This window comes from Geodermatophilus sp. URMC 62 (genome assembly GCF_052931475.1).
The window spans coordinates 3,525,540-3,542,134 of sequence record NZ_JBRFHY010000001.1 but is presented as its reverse complement, the minus strand read 5'-3'; the positions used below and the strand labels follow the sequence as shown (position 1 = coordinate 3,542,134).

General features: G+C 74.7%; 15 protein-coding genes. 8 read left to right on the top strand and 7 right to left on the bottom strand.

What is annotated here, in order from left to right:
- Positions 1-13: 13 nt before the first annotated feature.
- The 4 genes from ACU616_RS17185 to ACU616_RS17170 all read right to left on the bottom strand — a co-directional run bounded on the left by ACU616_RS17185 (position 14) and on the right by ACU616_RS17170 (position 4,368).
- Positions 14-1,075, bottom strand: coding sequence for an NAD(P)-dependent alcohol dehydrogenase (locus ACU616_RS17185; RefSeq protein WP_446759645.1), 1,062 nt, complete (start codon positions 1,073-1,075; stop codon positions 14-16).
- Complete coding sequence (locus ACU616_RS17180) at positions 1,072-1,965, bottom strand: carbohydrate ABC transporter permease (protein WP_446759644.1); 894 nt, start codon at positions 1,963-1,965, stop codon at positions 1,072-1,074. The genes ACU616_RS17185 and ACU616_RS17180 overlap by 4 nt, the downstream gene beginning before the upstream one ends.
- Positions 1,962-2,933, bottom strand: a complete 972-nt coding sequence (locus ACU616_RS17175; protein WP_446759643.1) for a carbohydrate ABC transporter permease — start codon at positions 2,931-2,933, stop codon at positions 1,962-1,964. The genes ACU616_RS17180 and ACU616_RS17175 overlap by 4 nt, the downstream gene beginning before the upstream one ends.
- A gap of 70 nt (positions 2,934-3,003) precedes the next feature.
- Positions 3,004-4,368 (bottom strand): ABC transporter substrate-binding protein, encoded by a 1,365-nt coding sequence (locus ACU616_RS17170; RefSeq protein WP_446759642.1) that lies wholly within the window; start codon positions 4,366-4,368, stop codon positions 3,004-3,006.
- 160 nt (positions 4,369-4,528) lie between these two features.
- Between ACU616_RS17170 and ACU616_RS17165 the strand changes: the two genes are divergently transcribed.
- Complete coding sequence (locus tag ACU616_RS17165) at positions 4,529-5,497, top strand: sugar-binding transcriptional regulator (protein ID WP_446759641.1); 969 nt, start codon at positions 4,529-4,531, stop codon at positions 5,495-5,497.
- Between the two features lie 22 nt (positions 5,498-5,519).
- Positions 5,520-6,419, top strand: coding sequence for a phosphotransferase (locus ACU616_RS17160; RefSeq protein ID WP_446759640.1), 900 nt, complete (start codon positions 5,520-5,522; stop codon positions 6,417-6,419).
- 13 nt (positions 6,420-6,432) lie between these two features.
- Here the strand turns inward: ACU616_RS17160 and ACU616_RS17155 are convergent, their stop codons facing one another.
- Together ACU616_RS17155 and ACU616_RS17150 are read right to left on the bottom strand one after the other, a co-directional pair.
- Positions 6,433-7,236 (bottom strand): hydroxypyruvate isomerase family protein, encoded by an 804-nt coding sequence (locus ACU616_RS17155; protein WP_446759639.1) that lies wholly within the window; start codon positions 7,234-7,236, stop codon positions 6,433-6,435.
- Positions 7,237-7,241: 5 nt separating this feature from the next.
- Positions 7,242-8,000: an SDR family oxidoreductase gene (locus ACU616_RS17150; RefSeq protein ID WP_446759638.1), complete on the bottom strand. Its 759-nt coding sequence runs from the start codon at positions 7,998-8,000 to the stop codon at positions 7,242-7,244.
- A gap of 161 nt (positions 8,001-8,161) precedes the next feature.
- Between ACU616_RS17150 and ACU616_RS17145 the strand changes: the two genes are divergently transcribed.
- The 5 genes from ACU616_RS17145 (at position 8,162) to fahA (ending at position 14,689) form a co-directional block, all read left to right on the top strand.
- The gene (locus tag ACU616_RS17145) at positions 8,162-9,562 is read left to right on the top strand and encodes an esterase/lipase family protein (RefSeq protein WP_446759637.1); all 1,401 of its coding nucleotides are present in this window, start codon (positions 8,162-8,164) and stop codon (positions 9,560-9,562) included.
- 139 nt (positions 9,563-9,701) lie between these two features.
- The gene (locus ACU616_RS17140; RefSeq protein ID WP_446759636.1) at positions 9,702-10,664 is read left to right on the top strand and encodes an MBL fold metallo-hydrolase; all 963 of its coding nucleotides are present in this window, start codon (positions 9,702-9,704) and stop codon (positions 10,662-10,664) included.
- Complete coding sequence (locus ACU616_RS17135; protein ID WP_446759635.1) at positions 10,661-12,277, top strand: FAD-dependent monooxygenase; 1,617 nt, start codon at positions 10,661-10,663, stop codon at positions 12,275-12,277. The genes ACU616_RS17140 and ACU616_RS17135 overlap by 4 nt, the downstream gene beginning before the upstream one ends.
- Before the next feature lie 16 nt (positions 12,278-12,293).
- A complete protein-coding gene (locus ACU616_RS17130; protein WP_446759634.1) occupies positions 12,294-13,499 on the top strand; it encodes a cupin domain-containing protein in 1,206 nt (401 codons plus the stop codon).
- A complete protein-coding gene (gene fahA / locus ACU616_RS17125) occupies positions 13,496-14,689 on the top strand; it encodes a fumarylacetoacetase (RefSeq protein ID WP_446759633.1) in 1,194 nt (397 codons plus the stop codon). The genes ACU616_RS17130 and fahA overlap by 4 nt, the downstream gene beginning before the upstream one ends.
- A gap of 6 nt (positions 14,690-14,695) precedes the next feature.
- On the opposite strand, the gene hppD is transcribed toward fahA, so the two are convergent.
- Entirely contained in the window at positions 14,696-15,901 is a 1,206-nt protein-coding gene (gene hppD / locus ACU616_RS17120; protein ID WP_446759632.1) for a 4-hydroxyphenylpyruvate dioxygenase, read from the bottom strand.
- 164 nt (positions 15,902-16,065) lie between these two features.
- Between hppD and ACU616_RS17115 the strand changes: the two genes are divergently transcribed.
- A complete protein-coding gene (locus tag ACU616_RS17115) occupies positions 16,066-16,587 on the top strand; it encodes an Lrp/AsnC family transcriptional regulator (RefSeq protein WP_446759631.1) in 522 nt (173 codons plus the stop codon).
- Positions 16,588-16,595 lie beyond the last annotated feature (8 nt).

Below are 16,595 nucleotides of genomic sequence, written 5' to 3'. Positions count from 1 at the left end.
GTCGGGAGGGGGGTCAGGACCGGGGGTGGACGACGACCTTCACCGAGTCGGGGTCGCGGCGGCCGGCGGTGAGGGCGTCCTCGGCCCGGTCGAGGCCGTAGGTGCCGGTGACGAGGCGGTCGAGGTCGACGCGGCCGGCCGCGACGAGCGCGATCGCCGTCGGCCAGGTGCCGGCGTAGCGGAAGGTGCCGGTGACCTCCAGCTCGCGCTCCTGCACGACCGACAGCGGCAGCGGCACCTCGTCGCCGCCCATGCCGACGAGCACGGCGCGGCCGGCCCGGTCGAGCGCGCGGATCCCCTGGCCGATCGCCGCCGGGTGTCCCGAGCACTCCAGCAGCACGCCGGGCGGACGGTCGAGGTCGGCGACGTCCGCGGTGCGCGCGTCGACCACCTCGGTGGCGCCGAGGTCGCGGGCCAGCGCCAGCCGGGCGGGGTTGACGTCGGAGACGACCACCTCGGTGGCCCCGAACGCCAGCGCGGCCTGCACGCTCACCAGCCCGATCGGGCCGGCGCCGACGACGAGCACGCGGGAGCCGGCGCTCACCCCGCCCCGCCGGCACGCCCAGATGCCGACCGAGAGCGGCTCGAGCAGCGCGGCGGCGTCGTCGCTCATGCCGTCGGGCACCGGGTGGGCGAAGGCGGCGTGCACGACGACGTACTCGGCGAACGCGCCGTCGATCGGCGGGGTCGCGAAGAACCGCATGCCCGGGCAGAGGTTGTACCGGCCGGCCAGGCACTGCGGGCAGGTCAGGTCGGGCACCCCGGGCTCGACCGACACCCGCTGGCCGACGCGCGCGGCGGGCACGCCCGGGCCGACGGCGGCCACCTCGCCGGCGGCCTCGTGCCCGAGCACGAGCGGTTCCTCGACGACGAAGCGGCCGATGCGCCCGTGCTCGTAGTAGTGGGTGTCCGACCCGCAGACCCCGACCGAGGACACCCGGACGACGACCTCGCCCGGCCCCGGCTCGGGCACGGGGCGCTCCTCGACGGCGACGTCGCCGGCCCCGCGCAGCACCGCGACCCGCATCGACGGGGCGACCGGGGGAACCGGGGCGTCGGCCGTCGCGGCGGTCACTTCACCGCGCCCAGCGACAGGCCCTGCACCAGCTTGTCCTGGGCGGCGAAGCCGGCGATGAGCACCGGCAGCGACACCACGAAGGCCGCGGCGCACACCTGGGCGAGGAAGAGGCCCTGGCTGGTGACGAACCCGGTCAGGTACACCGGCGCGGTCTGGGCGACGGTGCCGGTGAGGGTCCGGGCCAGCAGCAGCTCGTTCCAGCTGAAGATGAAGCAGATCAGCGAGGTCGCGGCGATGCCCGGCAGCACGATGGGCGCCACCACCGAGCGCAGGGTCAGCAGCAGCCCCGCGCCGTCCATCGACGCCGCCTCGAGGATCTCCACCGGCACCTCGGCGAGGAAGGAGCGCATCATCCACACCGCGATCGGCAGGTTCATCGCCGTGTAGAGGACGATGAGCAGCCAGATGTTGTCCAGCAGCCCGCTCCACTGCGCGAACAGGTAGATGGGCAGCAGCCCGGCCACGATCGGCAGCATCCGGGTGGACAGGAAGAAGAACATGACGTCGGTCCACTTGCGCACCGGCCTGATCGACAGCGCGTAGGCCGCCGGGATGGCGAGCAGCAGCACGATGACCGTCGAGACGACGCTGGCGGTCAGCGAGTTGGCCAGCGAGGGCCACGGGTTGGCCCCGGTCCCGATCCCGAAGAACTCCTTGTAGCCGCTGAGGGTCAGCGGGGCGAACAGCGACGGCGGGTTGGTGGCCGCGGCCTCCTCGCTGTGGAACGACGTCAGGATCATCCAGAGGACCGGGATGACGAACAGGATCCCGATGAGCCAGGCGAGCAGCCCCAGCAGGGCTCCGCTGCGCGGCTTGCGCGGCGCGCGGGGCTCGCCCTCGGGCGTGCGGGTGGCGGCGACCGGTCCCACGTCGGTGACGGAGCTCATCGCGCGTTCTCCTCCTGGAACAGGGTCGACACCGTCCGCAGCGCCAGGGTGGCGATGACGATCGTGCCGATGACGACGACGACGCCGGCGGCGGACGCCCGGCCGTAGTCGTGCGCCTGGTAGAAGGTCTGGTAGATGACGTACGGGAGGTTGGCCGTGCCCAGGCCGCCCGAGGTGATCGTGAAGACGGCGTCGAAGTTCTGCACGATGTAGATCGACCCCAGCAGCGCGCCCAGCTCCAGGTAGCGGCGCAGGTGCGGGAACGTCATGTACCGGAAGATCTGCCAGGTGCTGGCGCCGTCGATGCGCGCGGCCTCGATGACGTCCAGCGGCCGGCTCTGCAGCCCGGCCAGCAGGATCAGCATCATGAACGGCGTCCACTGCCAGATGAGCGCGATCTCCACCGAGACCAGTGGTGCCGTGGTGATCCAGTCCGGCTGCGGCGCGTCGTCCGAGCCGAACAGCCGCCAGATGGCGTTCAGCGTGCCGTTGAGCAGCCCGTACTCGGGGTTGAAGAGGGCGTGCTTCCACAGCAGCGCCGCGGCCACGGGGACGACGAGGAACGGCGTGATCATCAGGGTGCGCACCACGCCCCGGCCGCGGAACTGACGGTCCAGCAGCAGGGCGATGACCATGCCCAGGACCAGGCTGACCAGGACGACGACCACCGTGAGGATCACCGTGGTGAGGATCGCCTGGCGCATGTTCACGTCGGTCAGCACGCTGGCGTAGTTGCTGAAGCCGGTGAACCCGCGCTCGTCGGGGTAGTAGGCGTTCCAGTCCATGAACGACACGATCAGCGTGACGACGAACGGCAGCTGCGTCACGACGATCGTGAAGAGCAGCGCCGGCAGCAGCGGTGCCCGCCGGGCCCAGTCCGAGGTGCGCCGCAGGGCCCCGCCGGACGGCGGCGGTGGCGGCGGCCGTGTGCCGACGTCGTCGCGCCCGCGCTCGATGGTCGTGCTCATGGCCGCTCCTCCGCTTCCGGGGCCGGTCCGGGGCGCTCGGGCGTGTAGGTCCGGGTGGTCTCGTCCGCGCTCATCCCGACTCCCTCTCCTGGTAGCGCTCGGCGACGTCCTCGGCGAGCTGCTGGCCTCGTTCCAGCGCCTCGTCGACGGTCATCTGGCCGGCGATCGCGGAGCTGACGTCCTGGGAGACCTGCGTGCCGAGGTCGGGGAACTCCGGGATGTCGATGAACTGGATCCCGGGCGCCGGGCGGGGCTGCACCCCCGGGTCGTTCGGGTCGGCGGCCTGAATGGCGGCCAGCGTGGGCTGGGCGAACGCCGAGGCCTCGGCGAGGTAGTCCGGGTTGTCGTACGTCGACGCCCGCTTGCCGGCGGGGACGCGCGACCAGCCGAGCTCGTCACCGACCAGCTGCTCGTACTCCGCGCTGGAGGCCCAGGAGATGAACTGCCACGCGGCGTCCTTCTTGGCGCTGGCCTGCTGGATGGCCCACGACCAGGCGTAGAGCCAGCCGGAGCTGTCGGTCTCGACCACCGGGGCCGGCGCGTAGCCCATGAGGCCGCGCACCGGGGAGTCCTCGGCCTCCAGCGACCCGGCCGCCGAGGTGGCGTCGTACCACATCGCGGCGTTGCCCTGGATGACGTTGTTGAGGCACTCGGTGAAGCCGGCCTGGGGGGCGCCGACCTCGCCGTGCTCGCGGACGAGGTCCACGTAGAACTGCGTGGCCGCGCGGAACTCCGGGCTGTCGACCTGGGCCTGCCAGTCCTGCGTGAACCAGGTGCCGCCGAAGGTGTTCACCACGGTGGTCAGGGGGGCGAACAGCTGACCCCACCCGGGCTGGCCGCGCAGGCAGATGCCGGCCATGCCGGGCTCCGCGCCGTCGACGGCCGCCGCGATGTCGGCGACCTCCTGCCACGTGGGGTTCGCCGGCATCTGGATGCCGGCGGCCTCCAGGACGTCCCGGCGGTACATCAGGAACGACGACTCGCCGTAGAACGGCTCGCCGTAGAGCCGGCCGTCATCGGACAGCGACGCCGTCAGCGGGCCGAGGACGTCGTCCTGGTCGAACTCGGCATCGGCGTCGACGTACTCGTCGAGCGGGGCGATCCACTCGCTGCGGGCGTAGATGGGGATCTCGAAGTTGCTCAGCGTGGCGACGTCGTACTGCCCCGCCTGGCTGGAGAACTCCTGGCTGATCTTGTCCCGGACGTCGTTCTCCGGCAGCACCGTGTAGTTGACCCTGATGCCGGTCTCCGCGGTGAAGTGCTCGGCGGTGAGCTTCTGCAGGTCGACCATCTGCGGGTTGTTGACCATGAGCACGTTGATGGTGTCCGGTCCGCCACCACCAGGGCCGCCGCCCCAGCCGGCGCACCCGGTCAGTCCGCCCACCAGCACCGCCGCCGTCATGGCGGCCAGGGCGGCTCGTCCGTGTCTGCGCAAGGTCCGGTCCTCTCGCGTCGGCCCGGGACATGAGCAATGCGCTCAGATGAGCGATTGATCACTCATTTGGGTGTGGCGTGAGTCTCACGCGAGGTGGACGATCCGTCAAGCCGCTGTGCGACAGTGAGCGCGGGGGTGCTCGCACGAGCAGGAGAGAGTGATGGCCGTCGACCGCACCGGACCCGCGGGGATCGTGCTCAGCGCCTCGGTCGCCCGCCGCTACTACCTCGACGGGCGGTCCAAGGTCGAGATCGCCGACGAGTTCGGGCTGAGCCGGTTCAAGGTCGCCCGCCTCCTCGACGCCGCACGGGCGAGCGGGCTGGTCCGCATCGAGATCCGGCACCAGGGCGAGATCGACGTCGACCTGTCGGTGCGGCTGCGCGACCGCTACGCCCTGCAGCACGCCGTCGTCGTCGACACCCCCGACGACGACGCCGCCTCCCTGCGCGGCCACCTCGGCCGGGCCGCGGCCGGGCTGCTCGCCGAGGTCGTCACCGCCGACGACGTGCTCGGCCTCGCGTGGGCGCGCGCGGTCAGCGCGATGGCGCAGGCGCTCCCCCCGCTGCCCGGGACGCCGGTCGTGCAGCTCACCGGCGTGCTGTCGCTGCCCGGCGGACCCGACACCTCCGTGGAGGTCGTGCGGGGGGTCGCCCGGGCCTCCGGCGGCGCGGCGCACGTCTTCTACGCGCCGTTCACCGTCCCCGACGCCGCGACCGCCACCGCGCTGCGGCAGCAGCCGGAGGTCGCCAGCGCACTCGCCCAGGTCCCCCTGGTGACCAGGGCGGTCGCCGGGGTGGGCCTGTGGGCGCCGGGCCAGTCGACCCTCTACGACGCCGTGTCCGACGACGACCGCGAGGCGCTGCGCGGGCTCGGGGTCTGCGCGGACGTGTCGGGCGTCTTCCTGTCCACCGAGGGCGAGCCGGTCCGGGCGGAGCTGTCCGAGCGCATGATCGGCATCGGCGCCGACGAGCTGCGGGCGATCCCCGAGGTCATCGTCATCCCGTACGGCACGGCCAAAGCGCGCGCCGTCCGCGCCGCCCTCCGCAGCGGCCTGGTCGGTGGCATCGTGACCCACACCGCGCTCGCGCAGCGGGTCCTCGAGGACGACGAGGGCCCCGGCGCCGGCTGACCGCACCGGTGGAGGGGAGTCCGTGCCCGAGGACGGCGTGCCCGAGGACGGCGTGCCCGAGGACGGCGTGCCCGAGGACGGCGCGCCCGAGGACGGCGCGCCCGAGGTCCTGGTCGGCGGGACGGCCAACCGCGGGCAGGTCGTGCGGATCGGCGACACGGTCCGGCGGCCGTGGCGGGCGACCAGCGCCGCCACCCGGGCCCTGCTCGGCCACCTGGCCGAGGTGGGCTTCCCGGGGGCGCCGCGGTTCCTCGGCGTCGACGACGACGGACGCGAGGTCCTCTCCTACGTCCCCGGCACCGCCGTCACACCCCCCTATCCGCCCTGGGCGCTCACCGACGAGGCGCTGGTCAGCGTGGCGCACCTGCTCCGGGAGTACCACGCGGCCGCGGAGGGCTTCGACCCCGCACCGCACCGCTGGCCGGCGTCCCCTCCCCCGCCGTTCGCCGGTGACCTGATCAGCCACAACGACGTCAACCTGGACAACGTGGTGTTCCGCGACGGCCGGGCGGTCGCCCTCATCGACTTCGACCTGGCCAGTCCCGGCTGCCGGGTCTGGGACGTCGCCGGCGCCGCGCGGCTGTGGGCGCCGCTGCGGCCCGACCGCTTCACCTCCGACGCCCGGCGCGGCCGCGCGCTGGCCCGCCTGCGGCTGTTCGTCGACAGCTACGGGCTGCCCGCCGCCGAGCGGCACCGCCTGCTGTCCGCGGTCCGACGCAACCACGACTGGTCCTACGACATCGTCGGCACCGCGGCCGCGAACGGGCACGCGGCCTTCTCCGACTACTGGTCCGGCGGGGCGCGCCAGCGCGCGGCCGAGACCCGCCGGTGGTACCGCGACAGCGCCGCAGCGCTGGCCGGGGCGCTGCACGGCCTCCCGGACGGGCCGGGTGCCGCGGTGCGGTGCACGGAGTGCCGGTGACCCGGGGACCCGGTCAGGCCGCCGCTCGCTGCTCGCGGGGCAGCCAGGCGAACGGGTCGCCGTCCCCCGGCACGTGCTCCAGCGCCACCCAGCCGGCGTAGCCGACCTCCTCCAGCCGGCGCAGGTGCCGCGCCAGGTCGAGCTCCCCGGTGCCCGGCGCGCCCCGGCCGGGCGCGTCGGCGACCTGCACGTGCGCGGCCCGCGGCCCGGCGACCCCGACCACCCGGTCGAGGTCCTCGCCGTTGACCGCGACGTGGTAGAGGTCGAGCAGCAGGCCGAGCGCGGTGACCCCGGCCTGCGCCGCCACCCGGTCGACGACGGCGAGGGCGTCCTCCGCCGTCCGCAGCGGGTAGCGGGGGGCCGCGCTGAGCGGCTCGAGCAGCACGGTGCCGCCGATCCGCGCCGCCGCCCGTCCCGCCAGCGCCAGGTGCTCGTCGGCCAGCGCGTCCTGCGCGGCCGGGTCGGCGCCGGCCACCCGGTTGCCGTACAGCGCGTTGAACAGCCGCGTGCCCAGCCGCTCCCCGACGCCGACGGTCGCCGCGACGGCGTCGCGCCACTCGGCTTCCCGCCCGGGCACCGACACCAGCCCGCGCTCGCCGTCGGCCATCGCACCGGCCGGGAAGTTGAGCGCGACCAGCCGCACCCCGGCGTCCTCGACCGACCGGACGAACGCCTCGACCTCCCGGTCACCGGGGACGACGGCGTCGAAGGGCCACCACGACTCGACCGCGGTGAACCCGGCCGCGCGGGCCGCGGCCGCCCGGCGCTCCAGCGGCAGGTCGCCGAAGAGGATCGAGGTGTTGACGGCGACGCGCACCGCGCTCAGCCCCGCCCGAGGTAGGGCATGCCGGTGGCCAGCATCGTGGTGAACGGGACGCTGACGTCGAGCGGCAGCCGGGCCATCTGCACCACCGCGTCGGCCACGTGCGCGGGGTCGAAGGTGGGCTCGGGGCGGACCGACCCGTCGGCCTGGCGGGCACCGGTCGCGATCCCGCCGGTCATCTCGGTGGCGGCGTTGCCGATGTCGATCTGCCCGCAGGCGATGCGGTGCGCGCGGCCGTCCAGCGCGACGGCCTTCGTCAACCCGGTCACCGCGTGCTTGGTGGCGGTGTAGGCGACGCTGGCCGGCCGCGGCACGTGCGCCGAGATCGACCCGTTGTTGACGATCCGCCCGCCCGGCGGGTCCTGCGCCTTCATCAGCCGGACCGCGGCGCGGGCGCACAGGAAGACGCCGGTGACGTTGACGTCCACGGTCGCCCGCCAGTCGGCGACCGCGACCTCGTCGACCTCGCCGGAGGGGCCGAAGGTGCCGGCGTTGTTGACCAGCAGGTCCAGCCGGCCCCAGGTGTCGCGGACGGCGTCGAACGCCGCGTCCACCTGCTCCTCGTCGGCGACGTCGGCGGGCAGCACGAGCGCGGCAGCCGCGCCGTCGGCGGTCTCCCCGAGCGACTCCCGCCGGCGTCCCAGCAGCGCCACCGACCAGCCGTCGGCCAGCAGCGCCCGGGCGATGGCGCGGCCGAGGCCGGAGCCGGCGCCGGTCACCACCGCGGTCCGGAGGGCGGCAGGGGCGACGTCGTCCACGGGGCCATCGTGGTCCGCGGCGGGCGCCGGGACCACCGCGGGCGCGGGCGGTGACGCGGCGGTGACGCGGGCCGTCGAGGATCGGCGGGGGCAGCAGCGTGCGGAGCACACCGGCCGACGGCCGGCGCCCGTGGACCCGGGAGCGGACCGGAGGCGCACCCATGACCGGAGCACTCCCCGTCGTGCTCGTCTGCGACGCCGCCTCGGCCGGGTCCGCGGGGCTCCTCCGGCGCCTCCGCGACGAGCTGGGCCACCAGCCGTGCGCCCCGGACGGGCCGGGGACCACCGCGGCACCCCGGTCCGAGGGCACCGCGCCGCCGGCGTCAATGTGGGTCCACCGGCTGTGCGACCGGCCGCACCGGCCCCTCGAGACCGCCGCCGAGGACCTGCTCCGCCTCGTCGAGGAGGTCCGGGCCAGGACCGGGGCTCCCCGGGTGCACCTGGTGGCCGACTGCCTGGGCGGGCTGGTGTGCCGGTCGATGCTCCAGCGGGTCGTCCCGGACCGGCGCGGACCGGGATCCGGTGTCCGCGCCCGTGACCTGGTCGACCGCCTCGTCACCGTCGGCACACCGCACGGCGGCGCCGGTCCCGGCAGCGGCCCCGGCCTGCGCGCCGCGGTCCGCGACGTGTTCGGCTCCGCGGGCGCCGACGTCCTCTCCCGCCGGGAGATGTACGAGTACCTGACGCCCTCGGCGCGACGGCAGCCGCGGGTGCCCGACGAGTGGGACCCGCGGGCCCCCGCGGACGAGGAGGAGTTCCCCGGCGACCGGGTCCTCTGCCTCGTCGGGACCGACGCCGGCTCCTGCGCGGGCTCCCCCGCCGTCACCGGCCGGTCCGCGACCGCCACGGGTGGACCGGGCGACGGCCTCGTCCCGGTGGCCGACGCCGTGGTCGACGGCGCCGACTGCGCCTTCGTCCACCGCGGCCACCACGAGCTGGCGGACTCCGAGGAGGGCTGGCAGAACCTGCTGCGCTTCCTGCTCGGCGACGTCCGGCTGACCGCCGACCTGGTGTCCGCGCGCTTCCCCTCCGCCGGTGGGCTCACCTGGCAGGCCGAGACCCGGGTGTCCGTGCGCGGCCTCCCCGTCCTGCTGCACGAGCGGACCGCCGCGCACTCCTGCCCCGTCCCGGTCGAGCGGCCCGCGGGGGGCGCGCCCGACGACCGGCCGGTCCACCTCGCCACCACGCACCTGTGGAGCCGTGCGGCAGGGCGCCGCACGCGCATGCGGTGCGTCGTGCACGTGCGGCTCCTCGCGCTGTGCGAGGGGGACGGGACCTGGGAGGACCACCTGCCGGGCATCGCCGACGTCGACGACCACCTGGTCGTCGATGTCGAGGAGCTCCCCGGCGACCAGCTCGTCGCCTGGGCGACCTGGGGCTCGGACATCGCCGTCCCGCTGCACGCCCACCAGTCGACGGGCGAACCGCTGCCCGACCTGGGCAAGGGGTCGGGGACCTTCCGCGCCGAGGTGCGCCTCCCCCGCAGCGCCGCCTTCCTCGGGCACCGTGCCGGGGTCGCGCTGTCGGTCCGGTCGACGGCACGCCCCGACGACCCGCGCTGAGCAGACCCCGCCGGCGCCCTGGACGTCGGAGTCCCTCGTGCCGGGCACCCTTGTGCCGTGGGCCACGGCAGCGCACCGTTGAGCCGGTCACGGGACAGCGCGTCCGGCTGTCGGACGGCGACGATCGGGAGCCCTCCGCATGGCGACCAGGCCCTTCGCCTCCTCCGCCGACCTCGGCGTCAAGGAGCAGACCCTCGAGGTGCTCGCCGACGGCGTGTACGCGCTGACCGCGGAGGGCGACCCGAACGTCGGCGCCATCGAGGGCGAGGACTTCCTCGTCTGCGTCGAGGCGCTGGCCACCCCGGTCGCCGCCCGCCGCTGGCTGGCCAGGCTGCGCGAGCACACCGACAAGCCGGTCCGCTACCTGGTGCTGTCCCACTACCACGCCGTCCGCGTGCTGGGCGCCAGCGCCTTCGACGCCGAGGTAATCGTCAGCTCCGAGCAGACCAGGCACCTGATCGCCGAGCGCGGCCAGCAGGACTGGGAGAGCGAGTACGGCCGGATGCCGCGGCTGTTCGAGGAGCCCGAGTCCATCCCCGGCCTGACCTGGCCCACCATGACGTTCCGCGACCGGCTGACCATCGAGCTCGGCGGCGACCGCGGCGAGCTCGTGCTGGAGTTCCTCGGCCGCGGGCACACCGAGGGCGACGTCGTCGCCTGGCTGCCCCAGCAGGAGATCCTCTTCGCCGGCGACCTGGTGGAGTCCCAGGCCGCCCTCTACACCGGCGACGCGTTCCACGTCGACTGGGCCGCCGGCACCCTCGACCGGGTCGAGGCCCTCGGGGCGCGGCAGCTGGTCGGCGGCCGCGGGCGGATCGCGCGCGGCCGCGGCGAGGTCGATGCCGCCGTCGCGCAGACCCGCGACTTCCTGCTCACCATGCAGCGCACCGTCGGCGACGTGCACCGCGCCGGCGGCACCCTCAAGCAGGCCTTCGACGCCACCCACGCCGCCCTGGCCCCGCAGTACGGCGCCTGGCCGATCTTCGAGCACTGCCTGCCCTTCGACGTGTCCCGGCTGTGGGACGAGCTCTCCGGCGTCGAGCGCCCCGTGATCTGGACCGCCGAGCGCGACCGCCAGGTCTGGCACGAGCTGCAGGGATGAGCACCGCGACGACCGCACCCGTGCTGGTCGTGGGTGCCGGCCCGGTCGGTCAGACCACCGCGCTGCTCCTGGCCCGCTGGGGCCTGCCCGTCGTCGTGCTCGAGGCCCGCGCGGAGCGGGACGCGGTCGGCAGCCGGTCCATCTGCCAGCAGCGCGACGTCCTCGACGTCTGGGACGCCGTCGGGGTGGGCGCGGAGGTCGCCCGACGGGGGGTCACCTGGACCACCGCCCGCACGTTCCACCGCGACGTGGAGCTGTTCAGCTCCCGCTTCGCCGACCGCGGGAGGTCACCGTTCCCGCCGTTCGTCAACATCTCGCAGTGTGACACCGAGCGGCTGCTCGACCGGCGCATCGCCGCCGAGCCGCTGATCGAGGTCCGCTGGGGACACCGGGTGACCGGTGTGGGAACCGGCCTCGCCCGCGACGACGACGGCGTGACGGTCAGCTGCACGACCGCGGACGGCGAGGTCGTGGTCCGCGGCTCCTCCGCCATCGCCTGCGCCGGGGCGCGCTGCGACACCCTGCGGTCGGCCCTCGGGCTCTCCTTCGAGGGCGAGACCTTCGACGACCGGTTCCTCATCTGCGACGTCCGCACCGAGCTGCCCGGCTGGGCGACCGAGCGCCGGTTCCACTTCGACCCGGCGTGGAACCCGGGCCGCCAGGTGCTCGTCCACCCGTGCCCGGACTCGACCTTCCGCATCGACTGGCAGGTGCCCCCCGGGTTCGACCTCGCCGCCGAGGAGGCCTCCGGCGGCCTGGACCGGCGGATCCGCCAGGTGATCGGCGACCGGCCCCACGAGGTCGTGTGGAGATCGGTCTACCGCTTCTCCTCCCGGGTGGTCGACCGCATGCGGGTCGGGAAGGTGCTGGTCGCCGGCGACGCCGCGCACCTGGTCAGCCCGTTCGGCGCCCGCGGCCTGAACTCCGGGGTGCTGGACGCCGAGAACGCCGCGTGGAAGACCGCCTTCGTCCGGCGCGGCTGGGCGCCCGAGGAGCTGCTGGAGAGCTACCACGCCGAGCGGCACGCCGCGGCGCTGGAGAACGTCGAGGTCACCACGGCGACCATGCGCTTCCTCGTCCCGCGCACCGAGGCGGAGGCCCGCCACCGCCTCGACGTCCTCGAGCGGGCGGCCGGCGACCCCGCGGCCCGGGCGCAGGTCGACTCCGGCCGGCTGGCCGAGCCGTTCTGGTACGTCGACTCCCCGCTCACCACCCCGGACCCGACGCGCCCGTTCCCCGGCCGCCCGGCGCGGGGCGACGTGCCGGTGCCGGCTCCCGGCGTGCTGGTGCCCGACTGCCCGGTCACCGTGCCCGGCCGGTCGGACGTCGTCCGGCTGCGGCAGCTCGCACGCGAGGGCGTGACCGTCCTGCTCGGCGACGACGCGCCCGAGCCCGAGCCCCCCGCCGCCGGCGGACCACCGAGGGCGGTGCACCGCGTGCGCGACCTCGACCCGAGCGGCCTGCTCCACGAGGCCCTGGGTGCCCGCCCCCACGAGCTGTGGGTGCTGCGCCCCGACGCCCACGTCGCCGCCGTCCTGACCCGCTCCGCCGACGTCGACCCCGCGGTGGCCCGGCTGCTCGGCCTCGCCCTCCCCATCCCCGTCCCGGCATGACCGAGGAGGCACCCCCGTGGCGTTCTACCGGCAGGTGGGCGAGGTCCCGCCCAAGCGGCACACCCAGTTCCGCCGTCCCGACGGCGGCCTGTACTCCGAGGAGCTGGTCGGCGAGGAGGGCTTCAGCTCGGACTCCGCGCTGCTCTACCACCGCGGCGTGCCGTCGGCGCTCGTCGACGCCCGCCCGTGGGAGCTGCCCGACCAGACCCTGACGCCGAACGCGCCGCTGGTGCCCCGGCACCTGAAGCTGCACGACCTGTTCCCCGGCGAGGAGCACAAGGCGGTCGACCCGGTGACCGGCCGGCGGCTGGTGCTCGGCAACGCCGACGTCCGCATCTCCTACGCCGTCAGCAGCCTGACCAGCCCCTACTACCGCAACGCGGTCGGCGACGAGTGCGTCTACGTCGAGCGCGGCAGCGCCACGGTGGAGACCGTCTTCGGCGCGCTGGAGGTGGGCCGGGGTGACTACGTCGTCATCCCGCGGACCACCACCCACCGGTGGGTCCCCACCGGCGGCGAGCCGCTGCGCACCTACGCCATCGAGGCCACCTCCCACATCGCCCCGCCCACGCGCTACCTGTCGAGATACGGGCAGTTCCTCGAGCACGCCCCCTACTGCGAGCGCGACCTGCGCGGCCCGGCCGAGCCGCTGCTGGCCGAGGGCACCGACGTCGAGGTCCACGTCAAGCACCGCGGGGCCGGTCCCGGCGGGCTGGCCGGCACCGTCCACGTGGTCCCCGAGCACCCGTTCGACGTCGTCGGCTGGGACGGGCACCTCTACCCCTACGTGTTCAACGTCGCCGACTTCGAGCCGATCACCGGCCGGGTGCACCAGCCGCCGCCGGTGCACCAGGTGTTCGAGGGCGGCAACTTCGTGATCTGCAACTTCGTGCCGCGGAAGGTCGACTACCACCCGCTGGCGGTGCCGGTGCCCTACTACCACTCCAACGTCGACAGCGACGAGATCATGTTCTACGTCGACGGCGACTACGAGGCCCGCAAGGGCTCGGGCATCGGCAAGGGCTCGGTCTCGGTGCACCCCGGCGGCCACAGCCACGGCCCGCAGCCGGGCGCGGTGGAGCGGTCCCTGGGTGCGGAGTACTTCGACGAGCTCGCCGTCATGGTCGACACCTTCCGCCCGCTCGACCTCGGCGAGGCCGGGATCGCCGCTGACGACGGGCGCTACGCCTGGACCTGGTCGGGCCGGGGCCCCTCGGCGTGACCTGGCTCGACCTGCCCGAGGACGCCGGCTTCGGCCCGGACAACCTGCCCTACGGCGTCTTCTCCACCCCGGGCACGCCGCCGCGCACGGGTGTCGCGATCGGCGGGCACGTCCTCGACCTGGCTGCGGCCACCGGCGACGGCGTCCACGCCACCGGCTCGCTCAACGCCTTCCTGGCGCGCGGGCCGCGGGCGTGGGCGGACCTCCGTGAGCAGCTGACCGCCTGGCTCACCGACGAGCAGCACCGCGGCCGTGTGGACCCGCACCTGGTGCCGCGGGCGGAGGTGAGGCTGCACCTGCCGGTCGAGGTCGCCGACTACGTCGACTTCTACAGCTCGCGGCACCACGCGGAGAACCTCGGGAGGCTGTTCCGCCCGGACTCCGAGCCGCTTCCTCCCAACTGGGAGCACCTGCCCATCGGCTACCACGGCCGCGCCGGCACGGTGGCCGTGTCGGGGACGCCGGTGGTGCGACCGAACGGCCAGCGCAGGGCGCCGACGGACGACGCGCCGACCTTCGGCCCCTCCCAGCGGCTGGACGTCGAGGCCGAGGTCGGGTTCGTCGTCGGGGTGGGGTCGCAGCTGGGCACCCCGGTGCCGCTGGGCGGCTTCGCCGAGCACGTCTTCGGCGTCTGCCTGGTCGACGACTGGTCGGCCCGGGACATCCAGTCCTGGGAGTACGTGCCGCTCGGTCCCTTCCTCGGCAAGTCGTTCCTCACCTCGGTCTCGCCGTGGGTGGTGCCACTGGCCGCGCTGGAGGCCGCCCGGGTGCGCCCGCCCGCCCGGCGCGTGCCGCTGCTGCCCTACCTCGACGACACCGACGCCGAGCCCTGGGGGCTCGACGTCCGCATCGAGGTCCGGCTCAACGGCGAGCTCGTCTCCTGCCCGCCGTTCGACCTGGTGTACTGGACCCCCGCCCAGCAGCTCGCCCACACGACCGTCAACGGCGCGAGGCTGCGCACCGGCGACCTGTTCGCCTCGGGCACCGTCTCCGGCCCGGCGGCCGACCAGCGTGGCTCGCTCATCGAGCTCACCTGGAACGGCCAGGAGCCCCTGACCCTCGCCGACGGCACCGTGCGCACCTTCCTCGAGGACGGCGACGTCGTCACCATCAGCGCCACCGCACCCGGCACCGGCGGTGGGCGCATCTCCCTCGGCGAGGTCACCGGCCGCGTCGAGCCGGCGCCCTGAGCCGGGTCAGGAGTTGCCGCGGCGGGCCTGCTCGCGCTCGATCGCCTCGAACAGCGCCTTGAAGTTGCCCTTGCCGAAGCCCAGCGAGCCGTGCCGCTCGATGAGCTCGAAGAAGACGGTCGGCCGGTCGCCGACGGGCCTGGTGAAGATCTGCAGCAGGTAGCCGTCCTCGTCGCGGTCGACCAGGATGCCGCGGCTCTGCAGCTGCTCGATCGGCACCCGCACCGTGCCGATGCGTGCACGCAGCGCGGGGTCCTCGTAGTAGGAGTCCGGCGTGCCGAGGAACTCCACCCCCTCGGCACGCATGGCGTCGACGGTGCCCACGATGTCGCCGGTGGCCAGCGCGACGTGCTGCACGCCCGGGCCGCCGTAGAAGTCGAGGAACTCGTCGATCTGCGAGCGCTTCTTCCCCACGGCCGGCTCGTTGAGCGGGAACTTGACCCGGTGGTTGCCGTTGGCGACGACCTTGCTCATCAGCGCCGAGTACTCGGTGGCGATGTCCTCGCCGACGAACTCGGCCATGTTGGTGAAGCCCATGACGCGGTTGTAGAAGTCCACCCAGGTGTCCATGGCGCCGAGCTGCACGTTCCCGACGACGTGGTCGACGGCCTGGAACAGCCGCCGCGGCCGGCCCGGCCGGGGCCGGTAGGACGACGTCCGCGCGACGTGGCCGGGCAGGTACGGGCCGGTGTAGCGGGAGCGGTCGACCAGCGTGTGCCGGGTGTCGCCGTAGGCGGCGATCGCGGCGAGGCGGACGGTGCCGTGCTCGTCGGTGAGGTCGTGCGGCTCGGCGAGCACGGTGGCGCCCACGGTCCGCGCGTGCGCGACGCAGCGGTCGACGTCGGGTACCGACAGCGCGATGTCGACGACGCCGTCGCCGTGCCGGCGGTGGTGGTCGGCCAGCGGGCTGGCCGGGTCGCAGGCGCCGGTGACGACGAACCGGGCGGCCCCGGACCGCAGCACGAAGGAGACGGAGTCGCGGTTGCCGGTCTCCGGCCCGGAGTAGGCGACCAGCTCCATGCCGAGCGCCGACTGCAGGAAGTGCGTGGTCTGGGTGGCGTTGCCGGCCACCCACACCAGCGCGTCCCAGCCGGTGACCGGGAACGGGTCGGTCGAGGCGTCGTACTCGACCAGTCCGACCAGCTGCCGCAGCTGGCCGGCGTCCAGCTGCGCGAGGCGCTCCTCGTCGTCGAGAACCTGCTCGAGGCCCACGGCCGTCTCCCTCCTCGGAACGGTGCGGCGCCCACCGCACACCCGCTCCGGGCACCTGGGCAAGCGGTACCGCGATCCCTGGGCGAGCTGCGCAGTCCACCCGTGCGGCAGCACCCCGGGGTGGACAGAATGCACACCCGGAGACCGACGGAGGGAGGACGGCGATGGCCGACCGGACCGGGCTCGACGCGCTCGACGTGGCGCTGCTCGCCGCGCTCGAGGACCACCCGCGCGCCGGGGACCTGGAGCTGTCGCGGGTCACCGGCGTCGCCCGCGGCACCGTGTCGGCGCGGCTGCGGCGCCTGGAGGACGGCGGCGTCGTCACCGGGTACGGGCCGCGGGTCGACGTCGCGGCGGCCGGCTTCGGCGTCCAGGCGTTCGTGACGCTGGAGATCGCCCAGGGGGCCATCGACGACGTGCGGCACGACCTCGCCGCCATCCCCGCCGTCCTGGAGGCCCACGCCACCACCGGCCGGGGGGACGTGCTGTGCCGGGTGGCCGCCGGCTCCCACGAGGCGCTGCAGCAGGTCCTCGTCGACCTCAACCGCTCCCCGGCGGTGGTGCGCTCGACGAGCGTCGTCGCGCTGTCGGAGCTCGTGCCGTGGCGGACGCGCCCACTGCTGGCGGCCGGGGCCGCGCCCGGGGCCGGCCGGTCGGGCGTGCCGCGGCCGCCCGCCCGGTCCTGACCGCTCTC

Coding starts and splice junctions, on each gene's coding strand:
- ACU616_RS17180 (WP_446759644.1), bottom strand. CDS start 1,965: ATGAGCTCCGTCACCGACGTGGGACCGGTCGCCGCCACCCGCACGCCC.
- ACU616_RS17175 (WP_446759643.1), bottom strand. CDS start 2,933: ATGAGCACGACCATCGAGCGCGGGCGCGACGACGTCGGCACACGGCCG.
- ACU616_RS17165 (WP_446759641.1), top strand. CDS start 4,529: ATGGCCGTCGACCGCACCGGACCCGCGGGGATCGTGCTCAGCGCCTCG.
- ACU616_RS17145 (WP_446759637.1), top strand. CDS start 8,162: ATGACCGGAGCACTCCCCGTCGTGCTCGTCTGCGACGCCGCCTCGGCC.
- ACU616_RS17140 (WP_446759636.1), top strand. CDS start 9,702: ATGGCGACCAGGCCCTTCGCCTCCTCCGCCGACCTCGGCGTCAAGGAG.
- ACU616_RS17135 (WP_446759635.1), top strand. CDS start 10,661: ATGAGCACCGCGACGACCGCACCCGTGCTGGTCGTGGGTGCCGGCCCG.
- ACU616_RS17115 (WP_446759631.1), top strand. CDS start 16,066: ATGGCCGACCGGACCGGGCTCGACGCGCTCGACGTGGCGCTGCTCGCC.